Genomic DNA, 11,544 nt, shown 5'->3' on the forward strand with positions numbered 1-11,544 from the left:
ACCTCAGCTTTCTCTGTGCTTCAGGACCTCGGCGAGGCTCGGCGCCTCGCGGTCCCGTTGGGACATCAGTGCAACCGGCAGCGGCCAGGGAATGGCGAGCTCCGGGTCGTCGAAGGCGATCGTCACGTCCTCGGCCGGATCGTGCGGGCGGTCGATCCGGTACGAGGTGTCGGCGGTGTCGGTCAGTGCCTGAAAACCGTGCGCGCATCCCGCCGGAATGTAAAGAGTTGGTTGTGATTCTCCTGTGAGTTCAAAGGAGGCCCAATTGCGGTAGGTCGGAGAATCCGGCCGCAGGTCCACGACGACGTCGAAGATCCGCCCGTACGAGCACCGCACCAACTTGGCCTCGCCCGCGCCGGATCGCAGGTGCAGGCCGCGCACCACGCCCCGGACCGAGCGGGACAGGCTGTCCTGGACGAAGGCGTCCGGGTCGAGGCCCACCGAGCGGACCACGTCGGCGTCGAAGGTGCGGCAGAAGAAGCCGCGTTCGTCGGCGTACGGCGTCGGCTCGAAGAGGAACGCGCCGGCGATCTCCGGGACTTCGGTCGCTTTCATGGAGACTCCTGCCGAGCGTGGGCTTGGGTGTGGCCGGTCGCGGGGAACACGGCCGCGGTCAACGAGCTGAACTGGTCCTCCAGTTGGCGGGCGGCGGCCAGGTTCCGCTCGGTGAGGGTCTGCCGCAGTTCGGCCGATCGCTTCTCCAGCGTCCGGAACTGTTCGAGCAGCCGGTCGGCGTCGACCTCGCGCGCCGGGTGGCAGTAGGCGCCCAGCCCCATCCGGTCCATGAGCGCGTCGCTCTTCGCCGCATAGCTGAGGGCGAGCACCGGTGTGCCGGTCTTCAGCGCGCAGATCAGGTTGTGGTACCGGACCGCGACCACGGTGTCGGCGGCCGCCATCTCGTCCATCAGGTCGGCCAGGGAGGCCGGTTCGGCGGCGGTGACCAGCGGTGAGTCCACCGCGTCGAGGATCGCGGCGACCACCGTGGCGTCGCACGTGTCGCCGGTGAGCAGCCGGACCGGCCTGCCCTCCTCAACCAGCGTGCGGACGAACCGGATCGTCCCGTCGAGGTAGCGCCGGTATATCTCGTCGGCCCGGGCGCGGTCGTCGTTGCCGCCGTGGAAGTCCATGACGCCGACGCAGACCGTGCCGGGCGGGCCCGAGGGCGTGCTCGTCCGCGGCGCCGGCAGGGAGAACGCGAGGTCCGGGTAGACCTCGTCGCGCGCGGTGTCCACGCCCATCGCCCGCATCGCGTCCCGGGACTGGGCGTCCCGGTACGACCGGTAGGCGGCCAGCCGCCCCGACCAGCGGACCAGGGCCCGGGTGGGCCGGTTGCGGATCTCGGCGGCGCCGACGCTGACCAGCGCGACCCGGGTGCGCATCAGTCGGCCGCTCGCGCAGAGCAGGAACAACGAGTACGGGAAGCCCCACGGCCGTAGCGGCAGGGTGGCCTCCAGGACGCCCATGCCCGGCACGATCACCACGTCGTGCTTCCGTACCCAGGCGGCGGTGCGGAAGATGTCGACGAACTTGCCCAGCCCCTTCGACGCGATCGCGCCCGCGCGTGACGCGGTCCGGTACTCGGCGCGGTTCCAGTGCAGTCGTGTGGCGGGGATCCCGAACCGGGCCGTCACGGCCTCGGGTCCGCCGCACAGGGCGTCCACGACCGCGTCCGGGTGGTCGGCGCGGAGGTATCCGAGGACGGCCTGGAGCGACCCGTCGTTGCCGAGATTGCCGGAGCCGAGCAGGCCGAACACCCCTACGCGCACGGGAGTTGAGTCCGCGGACGTCATGCGCGCCTCCCCTCGCGGCCGGCGACGAGGGCGTCGACGGAGACCGTGAGCTGGGCGGGGTCGACCGGGGCGCGGTCCTCGACGCGCTCGCCGGCGCCCGGGCGGACCCGGCTGGTCATCCAGGAAGCCAGGTGGCGGTAGCAGGCGCGCCGGTCGGCCGGGGACAGCGGTGCCCGTCGGATCGCCGAGGCGAAGCCCCACACGTACTCGGCGAGCAGCCGGGGTGTCGGGTGCAGCGCGCCTGCCCGGCGCGGGTCCAGGTTGACGCAGCGGGCGCGCTTGGAGGGGTTGGCGCGTTCGGCGCGGGTGGGGTGGTCGCGGCGGAAGTACAGCAGTTCCGGCACCTGGTGGAAGCGGCCGTGCAGGGTGATCTCGGCGACGAACGTGCGGTCCGCGTGGTGGTAGCTGTCCATGGGTTTCACCCGGCGCAGCATGTCGGCGCGTATCACTCCGTAGAAGTCGTCGCCGCCCGGCTCGAACAGCAGACTGCGGAAGCGCTCGGGCGCGCTCGGGGAGCCGGTGGCGAGCGTGTACTCGTACGGGACCGTCACCTGGCCGTCGCCGTCGATGACCGCCTGGTCGGTGTGGGCGAGGATCACGTCCGGTCGCTCGTCCAGTGCTTCTATGCAGCGCGTCAGCAGGTCGCGGCCGTAGAGGTCGTCGTGCGAGGCCCACTTGAACAACTCGCCCCGGGACTCGGCGAAGACGTGGTTGTGGTTCGGGGTGGCACCGATGTTGCGGGGCAGCCGGAGGTAGCGGATGCGGGAATCCTGCGCGGCGTACTTGCGGCAGATGTCCTCGGTGCCGTCGGTCGAGGCGTTGTCGGAGACGACCAGTTCGAAGTCCTCGTAGGTCTGGCCGAGGAGGGCGTCGAACGACTCGGCCAGGTACTCCTCGCCGTTGTACACGGGCAGGCCGATGCTCAGCCTCGGTCGGTCGGTCATGAGGTCCTCACTTCGGGAAGGGGATCGCGGTGGTGCTCGCGCAGGGCGGAGCGCAGTTGCAGCCACCACACGGCCGAGCCGCTGATGGTCGCGGCGGCGACGCCCCAGGCCGAGCCGGCCGTACCGGCGAGGGCCGCTCCGCCGAGTCCGCCGCCGACATAGCAGGCGGAGGCGAACAGCTGGCATTTCAGGCTGCGCCGGGCGGCGCCGAGCGCGCGCAGTCCGGCCGCCGCGCCGGTGCCGAGGCCCGCTCCCGCGACGCTGAGGGTGATCTGCACGATGAGGTGCGAGGAGGAGTGCCAGACGTCGCCGAGCGCCAACTCGCCGAGCCTGCCCGGCATCAGCAACAGCGCCGAGCCCCAGAGCAGCGCTCCGGTGGCCTGTCCCCCGCCGAGGTAGAGGCAGAACCTGCCCAGTCGGTGCGGGGCCTGCCGCAGCACGCGGGCCGCCTCCGGGACGGTGACCAGCGAGAGCCCCATCAGTACGGCGAGGAAGGGGCCGAGGAGGAGTTCGGCGCCCCGCACCGCGCCCACCGCGCTCACTCCGACGATCGCGCCGAGGCCGTACGCCCGGAGCTGGCTCGCGCCGCTGAGGCTGACGTTCTCGACCAGGTACCGGTAGCCGAGGTCGCGCTGTTCGCGCAGCCAGCCGCGGGCCTGTGCCGTGCGGGGCCGGATGCCGGACTGGACGCAGCCGTATCCGGCCGCCACCGTGGCGGACGCGCCCCAGGCGAGCACGAAGGCGGCCACGGTGCCGACATGGGCCGCCACCACCATGGCCGGGACGAGCGCGACGCCCCACGCGATGTCGTTGAAGAAGGCCTTCCGCCCTTCACCGGCGGCGAAGAACGAGAACCGCCAGGCGTCCTGGAGCAGCAGCCCCGGCATCATGACACCGAGGGCCACGAACGCGGGCCCCACCCGGCCGCCGAGCCCGAGCCCGGCGGCCAGACACACCACTCCGAGGGCCGTGCCGACGCAGAGCGCGGTACCCGTCGAGCGGGCCACCGCCCCGCGCCAGGACGGCTCCGGCACGCCGCTGAAGCGCACCACGAGCGGATCGGTGGCGAGGCCGCGGGAGACGTTGAGCACCACGCCGTAGGTGACCCAGGCGAGACTGAACACGCCGAACGCGGTCACCCCCAGCGAGCGGGCCACGTAGATGCCCACCGCGAAGTTGCTGATGCTGGAGGCCGCCTGGTCGGCCAGTCCCCAGGAGAGCCGGCCGACGAGGGCGCGCTTGGCGGACCGGGCCGGTGCGGTCGCCTTCTCCCCGTCGGTGGTCGTCGGCGTCATGTCTTGATCAGCCCGGCCTCGTGCAGAGCGTCGGCCGCGCCGGCGACGGTGTCGAACGGCAGCCCGGACCGCTCGGCGACGTCCAGCAGACTGTGCTCGCCGTCGGAGAGGTTGAGCACCCAGAGCATGGCCATCTGCGCCTGCTTGGTGTCGCTGCGCCCGCCGAGCGCGTCGTACAACCCGCGCCGGCCCAGCTGGGGTTCGCCGTAGGGACTGAGGTTGAGATACCGCCGGTTGCGGTCGAGGACGGCGAACGCCTCGCGGCAGACGGCGAGAGTGTCCGCCATCGCCGTCGGGGAGACGTAGTCCAGGTTGTCCGCCGAGGTGTGGTACTCGGGGTAGCCCGCGTACGGGGTCCGGGTGAGCGAGCCCACGCCCAGGTTGAAGCCGGGCGAGCAGTACTGCCGCTCGTCGTAGCCGTAGGGGGTGAACTCGTTGACGCGGTGCGGGCGTTCGGACGCGGCCAGGACGTGCCGCAGCACCCGGTCGATCTCCGCGTCGCCGCGTCTGCTCTGTTTGTACGTCAGCTGTCCCGGGTCCCCGGCGCAGGCCAGCACGAGACCGTGCTTGACGCGGTCCACCCGCTCCGCGTTGCGGGCCAGCCAGGTGATCGCCCCGATGGTGCCGGGCGCGTAGATGAACCGGTAGGTGTAGTACGGCGTCTGCTTCGCCAGCTCCCGGGCGAGGAACGTCGCCACCGCGATGCCGGCCAGGTTGTCGTTGGCCAGCGACGGGTGACAGGTGTGGCAGGAGACGATCACCTCGTCGGCGACCTGTCCGGGGACCACGTGCTCGGCGTAGGTGAGGTGGCCGTCCGCGAGCGTGGAGTCGACGCGCACCTCGTACTCGCCCTCGGGCAGCGCGTCCAGGGTCTCCTGGGCCAGGCAGAAGCCCCACTCCGGTTTGTAGTAACTGGTGCGGTACGGAACCCAGTTCGGGCGGTCCGGCAGGGTGTGCAGGTGCGCGCGCAGCTCGGACAGGGGCATGGTCCTCGCCACCGGCACGCTGTAGCCGAGCACGTGCAGGCTGGACGCGGCGAAGTCGACGACCCGCCGACCCGTGCTGTCGGCGATGTACGCGTCCCGGATGTTCCACTCCTGTGGAACGGTCCAGTCGAGGACCTGCGTCCCGGTCGGAACCTCGTGCACCTGGAGCGGGAGGTACTCGCCGACGATGTCCAGGGTGGCGCGCACACCGTCGCCGGTGATGCTCCGGCAGAGCGGGTACAGCCGCTCCACCAGCCCGTACATCTCTTCGCCGGTGTCGGTCATCGGCGCCACCGCAGGGTGTCGTCGACGGTGCCGGCGTCGGTCGCCGCGCGCAGCACGGCGAGGCGGGTGAAGCGCTGCTCGAAGTCCTCCCGGGTCAGGTCGAACTTCCGGTAGGCGTCGGCGAGTTCGAGCGCGCCCTGCTTCACCGTCCACTCGCAGTCGAAGCCGGGGATCGCGGTGCGGAAGCGGGAGAAGTCCACCCGGTAGGACCGGGGATCGGCGCCGTTCTCCCCGGTGATCACGACCTTCGCGCCGGCCACCGCCTCGGCGACCTGGTCGGCGATCTCGGCGACCGTGACGTTGTTGATCTCGCTGCCGATGTTGAACGCCCGGTCGTGCACCGCTTCGCGCGGCGCGGTCAGGGCGGCCGTGAAGGCGCGGGCGATGTCGGCGGCGTGCACCAGCGGGCGCCAGGGCGTGCCGTCGGAGAGCACCAGCACCTCACCGGACAGCAGCGCGTGGCCGACCAGGTTGTTGAGCACGATGTCGGCGCGCAGCCGGGGCGAGTAGCCGAAGGCCGTGGCGTTGCGCATGAACACCGGTGTGAAGTCGTCGTCGGCCAGCGCGTGTACGTCGTCCTCGACCCGCACCTTCGACTCCGCGTACGGCGTCACCGGGCGCAGCGGGGCGTCCTCCGTGACCAGGCCGTCGCCGCCGGAGGCGCCGTAGACGGAGCAGGTCGACGCGTACAGGAAGCGCCGGACTCCGGCGTCACGGGCCAGCTTTGCCAGTCGTACGGACGCGTGGTGGTTGATGTCGTAGGTGAGTTCCGGCGCGAGCGATCCCAGCGGGTCGTTGGACAGGGCGGCCAGGTGGATCACGGCGTCCACCCCGGCCACGTGGTCGGCGGTGATGTCGCGCAGGTCCACCCGCACCCCGGGCGGGTCGGCGGGCTGCGGGCCGAGGACGGAGTCGGCGAACAGGCCGGAGTCGAGGCCGACGACCTCGTGTCCGGCGGCGGTGAGGACGGGTGCCATCACGGTGCCCAGATAGCCCTGGTGTCCGGTCAGTAGTACGCGCAAGGTGTTCAACCCCCCAGGTTGAGCGTGAGTTTGGTGACGGCGAACGCCTCGGCGTATCGCTCGTGGCATTCGATGCCGCGGATCCGCGCGAGGCCGAGGAAGGCCTCCCGGTCGTACCAGGGCCGATGTCGCTGCGAGGGGTAGTGCTCCTGCAGCAGGCGCACCTTCTGTTCGGCGGTCTCCGGCGACAGCGGCTGGTACGCCGCCATGCGGCCGAGGTCGCCGTCCCACTTGACGATCTCGTAGCCGAGCACGAGGTGGTCGCGGAAGGCGGTGGGTATCAGCCGCGCCAGGCCGCGGTGGTCCTGGTGCGCGTCCTCCGTGCGCGGGGCCAGCACCAGGTCCGGGTCGGTCTGCGCGCGCAGTTCCTCGACCGCGGCCTTGGCCTCCTCCCAGTGCGCGGGCAGCCGGCCGTCGGGCAGCTTGTGCACGGTCAGCCGGAGGTCGGCGCCCGGGCAGAAGGCGGTGAGCGCGGCCTGTTCCTCCTGCTCCCGGTCGCCGCCACCGCCGGAGAGCACCAGCGCGTCGACGCGGATGCCCGGTCGGGCCTGACAGAGCGTCAGCAGGGTGCCGCCGGCGCCGATGGCGATGTCGTCGCAGTGTGCGCCCACCGCGACGATCCGGTCCAGGGGTCCGGCCCCGAGCCGGATCACGCTCTGGCTCCGGCGCTGTCCCGCTCCCACACGGCCCACGGGCGGTCGCCCCGGGTGTAGGCGTCGTCGAGCGCGGCCCGCTCCTTCACGGTGTCGGTCGGCTTCCAGAAGCCGCGGTGCTGGTGTGCCACCAGCCGTCCGCGCTTGGCCAGTTGGGCGCATCCGTCGGCGACCAGGTCACCGTTCTCCGGTATGTGGTCGAAGACCTCCTGGCGGAGCACGAAGTAGCCGCCGTTCTCCCACAGCGGCATGTCGCTCACCGCGGTGATGCCCCCTACGAGGCCGTCCTCGCCCAACTCCACGCAGTGGAAGGACGATTGCGGCGGCACCACCATCATCGACGCGCCGGCGTCACGCAGGGCGAACCGGTCGATCATCTCGGGCAGCGGGGCGTCGGTGAGCACGTCGGCGTAGTTGGCGAGGAACATCTCGTCGCCGTCCAGGTGGTGCCGCACCCTGCGCAGCCGCTCCCCGATCGGTGACTCGATGCCGGTCTGCGCGAACGTGATCGTCCAGTCCGCGATGTCGGTGGACAGCAACTCGGTGCGCCCGCCCCGCAGTACGAAGTCATTGGACGTCGTCTCCTCGTAGTTGAGGAAGAAGTCCTTGATGTGGTGGGCGCCGTAGCCGAGGCACAGGATGAACTCCGTGTGCCCGAAGTACGCGTAGTAGCGCATGATGTGCCAGATCAGCGGGCGCGGCCCGACCATCGCCATCGGCTTGGGCACGTCGTCGGAGGTTCCGTTGCGCATGCGCATCCCGTAACCGCCGCAGAACAGGACGACCTTCATGCTGTGACCTCCTTCAAGACGCCCTCGACAATGCTCAGTTCCGGGATCGGGAAGACCAGCCGGCCGCCCCACTCGTGCACGAACGACAGCTGCTCGACCAGCTCGGCCCGCAGGTTCCACGGAAGGACGAGGACGTAGTCCGGCTTGTCGGCGGCTATCTGCTCGGGCGGCAGGATCGGGACGCGGGTGCCCGGGGTGAACCTGCCGTGCTTGTACGGATTGCGGTCGACCGTGTACGCGAGCAGGTCGGGCCGGATGCCGCAGTGGTTGAGCAGGGTGTTGCCCTTGCCGGGGGCGCCGTAGCCGACGACCGTCTCGCCGCGCTCGGCAGCCTCGATGAGGAACCGGAGCAGGTCCCGGCGCACCTTGGCCACCCGGGCGGAGAACTCGGTGTACCCGGACAGCTCCTGCAAGCCGGCTGCCTTCTCCCGGGCCAGCACGTCGGCCACCCGCTGCGACGGCTCCCCCGCCACCTCGGCGGGCCGGGCCCACAGCCGGATGGAGCCGCCGTGCGTGGGCAGCAACTCGACGTCCACGAGGGCGAGTCCGCCGCTCTCGAGGGCCCGGATCGCGGAGGCGACCGTGTAGTACTGGAAGTGCTCGTGGTAGATCGTGTCGTACTGGTTCTCCTCGATCAGGGTCAGCAGGTGCTGCACCTCGATGGAGACCCAGCCGTCGTCGGCGACCAGTGCGCGCAGCCCCTGGGTGAACCCGACCACGTCGGGGATGTGCGCGTACACGTTGTTGGCCACGACCAGGTCCGCCGGGCCGTGCTCGGCGCGGACGGCCGAGCCGGTGTCGGGGCTCAGGAACTCCGTGAGCGTGGGCACCCCCGCCTCCCGCGCAGCGGCACCGACGTTCACCGACGGTTCGATGCCGAGGCAGCGGATCCCGCGGTCCACCACGTGTCTCAGCAGGTACCCGTCGTTGCTCGCGACCTCGACCACGAAGGCGTCGGGACCGAGAGCGAGGCGCTGTACGGCATCGGTGACGTACGTGCGCGCGTGCTCCACCCAGGAGGTCGAGAACGAGGAGAAGTAGGCGTACTCCTTGAACGTCTCCTCCGGCGTGATCAGCGGAGGGATCTGCGCGAGCCAGCAGTCGGTGCAGACCCGCAGGTTCAGCGGGTACGTCTGCTCCGGCCGGTCCAGTTGGTCCGCGGCGAGAAAGCTCTCGCACGGTGGTGTCGCCCCGAGATCGACGACGCTCGTCGTCGCCTCCGAGCCGCAGAGTCGGCATCGTGTCATCTGCTGTCCCCATCCCCCCTGCTCGCGCGGGTGTCCCCACCGCGAGCCAGTGCTGACCGACCCGCGATCGCGGTGCGGTACTCCTCCAGCAGGCGCTCCAGGCCGACGGCCGGGCTGAATCCCTGCTCGTAGCGGTGCCGGGCCGCCCGCCCCATCTCCCGGTTGCGGGCCGGCTCGGCCGCGATCCGGCGTATGCGGGACGCGAGCGAGGCGGGCTCGCCCGGCCGGTGCAGCAGCCCGGTGACGCCGTCCTCGACGAGTTCGACGAAGGCGCCGTGGCCGGCGGCGACGGTCGGGACGCCGGCCGCCATCGCTTCCACGACCACCAGCCCGAACGCCTCCAGCCATGTCGAGGGAGCCACCACGGCGACCGACCGCGCGATGGCCTTTTGGCACTCCCCCGCGTCCAACAGGCCGACGTAACGCACGTCGTCCCGGCCCGCGGCCCAGGCGGTCACCTCTGGCTCCAGCGGCCCGGTGCCTGCGATCACGAGCGGTACGCCGACACCGCCGCTCGCCGCGATCTCGTCCCACGCGGTCATGAGCAGCCGTACGCCCTTGGCCTCCGCGAGCCGGCCGAGATACAGCACGTGCTCGCCGTCACCCGTGCGGCAACTGCCCGGCTCCGGCACGAAGTTGTGCTTCACCGCCAGCCGCTCGGCCGGCATGCCGGACCGCACCAGGACGTCACGCTGGGCCGCCGAGATGCAGAGGAACCGCTCCACGCCGGACCACCACCGGCGCCGGTTGACCGACAGGCTGACCGCGAGCGGCACCGTCGCCAGGCGGGAGTCGCGGTAGCAGCCGTGCCGGACGGCGGGCAGCGGCGTCGAGCCGACGCACTCGGTGCACGGCCGGCCGTCCCGCTGCAGCGTGCCGGGCGGGCAGACCTGGGTGTAGTTGTGCAGCGTGGCGACGGCGGGCACACCGGCGTCGGCGCAGGCGGCGAGCACGGCGGGCGACAGGAGCGGGAAGACGTTGTGGACGTGCACCACGTCCGGCCGCTCGGCGCGCAGCCTGGCGGCGAGTTCCGTGCGCACCGCCGGGTTCCACGGCACGAGGAGCGGCACCGCGACCTTGCCGAGGAGGGAGCGGGCGCCGATGTCGTCGCTGCGACGCTCGAACACCTCGACCCGGTGGCCGGCCGCGCGCAGCAGCTCCACCTCCTGGTCGACGACCTTGTTCTCCCCGCTCGGCTGCGCCGAGTTGTAGCGGTTGTGCACCACGAGAACGTGCATGCTCAGTTCACCTCCGATCTACGGGCCCAGCGCGGGATGTGTCGTCGCGAGGCTTCGGGCAGCACGAGCGGAGCGGCCTGGGCAGGGGCCGCCAACAGCGCGGCGGCCAGGGCCAGATGGAGCAGATACGGCGAGGCGTCGCCGAGGCCGGCCTCGGTGTAGGAGGCGATCGCGCAGTAGCTGATCAGGAAGATCGCGCAGGCCCGCTCCAGCGACGGCGGCCGCAGCAGCGCGACGCCGCCCAGCACGACGATGATCGCGGCGACGAGGGTGACGCCGATCAGACCCTGCTCGTTGTAGACGGCCAGCCAGCTGTTGTCGATCGGCAGCCCGCCGAACGACTTGTCGCCCAGGCCCACGCCGAACACCTGCTCAGCGGTCGACCGGGGCGCGGCCAGCAGGGCGTTCCAGACCTTGGCCCGGCCGGTGAGACTGGAGAAGTTCTCCTGGCTCTGCCCGCGCAGGAACCAGGTCTGCAGCGCGGAGGCGAAGCCGACCGCGGCCACCACGGAGATCAGCACCGCCCAGGTGAAGAAGCGGCGGGCCGCGGCGCTGGTCAGGATGAGCGAGCCGATCGCCAGCGCCAGCCCGAGGAGCAGGCCGAGCGTGGCCGTCCGGGTGTGGGTCAGCGCGAGCAGCACCAGCGACGGCACGATGACCAGCACGGCGCTGGTCCGATCGACGCGGCGGCCCACGACCAGCAGCACGGTGAGGCCGATGATGACCGCCGCGTACTGCCCGATCTGCGGCGGGGTGAGGGGCCACAGCGCGCCGACGAGGCGTCCGCCGTAGAGGCCGGGCAGGGCCTTGCCCGGGGAGACGACCAGGCCGGCGGCCACCGATCCGAGCACAGCGAAGTACATCCGGATGTGGTATCGGACGAACGTCAGGCCGCCGTCCCACCAGCGGGTGAGCAGCCACAGTGTGCCGATGAAGAGGGCCAGCCGGAAGCAGCGGAACAGCGCGCCGAGCCCGGACTCCAGGCTAGCGCTGGAGATCACGCTCGACACCAGCAGCAGGGTGAGCAGGAGCACGTACGCGCTGGGCCGGATGCGCAGCCGTTGATTGGCCACGAGTGCCAGCGCGAACGCGGCGACCAGCGAGCCCATCGTGACCATCTGGATGAGGGAGCGGGGCAGCGGCACGATGGTCTTCGCCCCGGCGGAGCCGAGCGTGTTGAGGACCAGCAGCCCCCAGACGATCCCGACGATCTTCGGTGTGCCGGCCGGGCGCCGTTCGGCGCCGGGCGGTGTCCCCGCCGTGGCCGCCGCGCGCGTCAGGTTCTCAGGCATG

11 protein-coding genes are annotated in these 11,544 nt (G+C 71.4%); all 11 read right to left on the minus strand.

Features of this window, described 5'->3' with window-relative positions:
- Positions 1 to 3 precede the first annotated feature (3 nt).
- The 11 genes from rfbC to ACGFY9_RS44165 are packed head-to-tail and all read right to left on the minus strand — an operon-like array spanning position 4 to position 11,543.
- Positions 4 to 555, minus strand: a complete 552-nt coding sequence (rfbC, locus tag ACGFY9_RS44115; RefSeq protein ID WP_393764034.1) for a dTDP-4-dehydrorhamnose 3,5-epimerase — start codon at positions 553 to 555, stop codon at positions 4 to 6.
- Positions 552 to 1,790: a polysaccharide pyruvyl transferase family protein gene (locus ACGFY9_RS44120; protein WP_393764036.1), complete on the minus strand. Its 1,239-nt coding sequence runs from the start codon at positions 1,788 to 1,790 to the stop codon at positions 552 to 554. The genes rfbC and ACGFY9_RS44120 overlap by 4 nt, the downstream gene beginning before the upstream one ends.
- Positions 1,787 to 2,734, minus strand: a complete 948-nt coding sequence (locus ACGFY9_RS44125; RefSeq protein ID WP_393764037.1) for a glycosyltransferase family 2 protein — start codon at positions 2,732 to 2,734, stop codon at positions 1,787 to 1,789. The genes ACGFY9_RS44120 and ACGFY9_RS44125 overlap by 4 nt, the downstream gene beginning before the upstream one ends.
- Complete coding sequence (locus ACGFY9_RS44130) at positions 2,731 to 4,029, minus strand: hypothetical protein (RefSeq protein ID WP_393764038.1); 1,299 nt, start codon at positions 4,027 to 4,029, stop codon at positions 2,731 to 2,733. Before ACGFY9_RS44130 ends, ACGFY9_RS44125 begins: the two co-directional genes overlap by 4 nt.
- Entirely contained in the window at positions 4,026 to 5,309 is a 1,284-nt protein-coding gene (locus ACGFY9_RS44135) for a DUF4910 domain-containing protein (protein ID WP_393764040.1), read from the minus strand. Before ACGFY9_RS44135 ends, ACGFY9_RS44130 begins: the two co-directional genes overlap by 4 nt.
- Positions 5,297 to 6,322: an NAD-dependent epimerase/dehydratase family protein gene (locus ACGFY9_RS44140; protein WP_393764110.1), complete on the minus strand. Its 1,026-nt coding sequence runs from the start codon at positions 6,320 to 6,322 to the stop codon at positions 5,297 to 5,299. Before ACGFY9_RS44140 ends, ACGFY9_RS44135 begins: the two co-directional genes overlap by 13 nt.
- Before the next feature lie 5 nt (positions 6,323 to 6,327).
- On the minus strand, positions 6,328 to 6,975 hold the full coding sequence (locus tag ACGFY9_RS44145; RefSeq protein ID WP_393764042.1) for a PIG-L deacetylase family protein: 648 nt from the start codon (positions 6,973 to 6,975) through the stop codon (positions 6,328 to 6,330).
- On the minus strand, positions 6,972 to 7,766 hold the full coding sequence (locus ACGFY9_RS44150) for a glucose-1-phosphate cytidylyltransferase (protein WP_393764044.1): 795 nt from the start codon (positions 7,764 to 7,766) through the stop codon (positions 6,972 to 6,974). Before ACGFY9_RS44150 ends, ACGFY9_RS44145 begins: the two co-directional genes overlap by 4 nt.
- On the minus strand, positions 7,763 to 9,013 hold the full coding sequence (locus ACGFY9_RS44155) for a class I SAM-dependent methyltransferase (protein ID WP_393764046.1): 1,251 nt from the start codon (positions 9,011 to 9,013) through the stop codon (positions 7,763 to 7,765). Before ACGFY9_RS44155 ends, ACGFY9_RS44150 begins: the two co-directional genes overlap by 4 nt.
- A complete protein-coding gene (locus tag ACGFY9_RS44160) occupies positions 9,010 to 10,251 on the minus strand; it encodes a glycosyltransferase (RefSeq protein WP_393764048.1) in 1,242 nt (413 codons plus the stop codon). Before ACGFY9_RS44160 ends, ACGFY9_RS44155 begins: the two co-directional genes overlap by 4 nt.
- Before the next feature lie 2 nt (positions 10,252 to 10,253).
- On the minus strand, positions 10,254 to 11,543 hold the full coding sequence (locus ACGFY9_RS44165) for an O-antigen ligase domain-containing protein (RefSeq protein WP_393764050.1): 1,290 nt from the start codon (positions 11,541 to 11,543) through the stop codon (positions 10,254 to 10,256).
- Between the last annotated feature and the right edge of the window lies 1 nt (position 11,544).

It is taken from the genome of Streptomyces sp. NPDC048504, assembly GCF_043200035.1.
GTDB lineage: Bacteria > Actinomycetota > Actinomycetes > Streptomycetales > Streptomycetaceae > Streptomyces.

What these genes read in the sequence shown, in the direction of transcription:
- rfbC (WP_393764034.1), bottom strand. Translation starts at nt 555, where the DNA reads ATGAAAGCGACCGAAGTCCCGGAGATCGCCGGCGCGTTCCTCTTCGAG.
- ACGFY9_RS44120 (WP_393764036.1), bottom strand. Translation starts at nt 1,790, where the DNA reads ATGACGTCCGCGGACTCAACTCCCGTGCGCGTAGGGGTGTTCGGCCTG.
- ACGFY9_RS44125 (WP_393764037.1), bottom strand. Translation starts at nt 2,734, where the DNA reads ATGACCGACCGACCGAGGCTGAGCATCGGCCTGCCCGTGTACAACGGC.
- ACGFY9_RS44130 (WP_393764038.1), bottom strand. Translation starts at nt 4,029, where the DNA reads ATGACGCCGACGACCACCGACGGGGAGAAGGCGACCGCACCGGCCCGG.
- ACGFY9_RS44150 (WP_393764044.1), bottom strand. Translation starts at nt 7,766, where the DNA reads ATGAAGGTCGTCCTGTTCTGCGGCGGTTACGGGATGCGCATGCGCAAC.
- ACGFY9_RS44155 (WP_393764046.1), bottom strand. Translation starts at nt 9,013, where the DNA reads ATGACACGATGCCGACTCTGCGGCTCGGAGGCGACGACGAGCGTCGTC.
- ACGFY9_RS44160 (WP_393764048.1), bottom strand. Translation starts at nt 10,251, where the DNA reads ATGCACGTTCTCGTGGTGCACAACCGCTACAACTCGGCGCAGCCGAGC.
- ACGFY9_RS44165 (WP_393764050.1), bottom strand. Translation starts at nt 11,543, where the DNA reads ATGCCTGAGAACCTGACGCGCGCGGCGGCCACGGCGGGGACACCGCCC.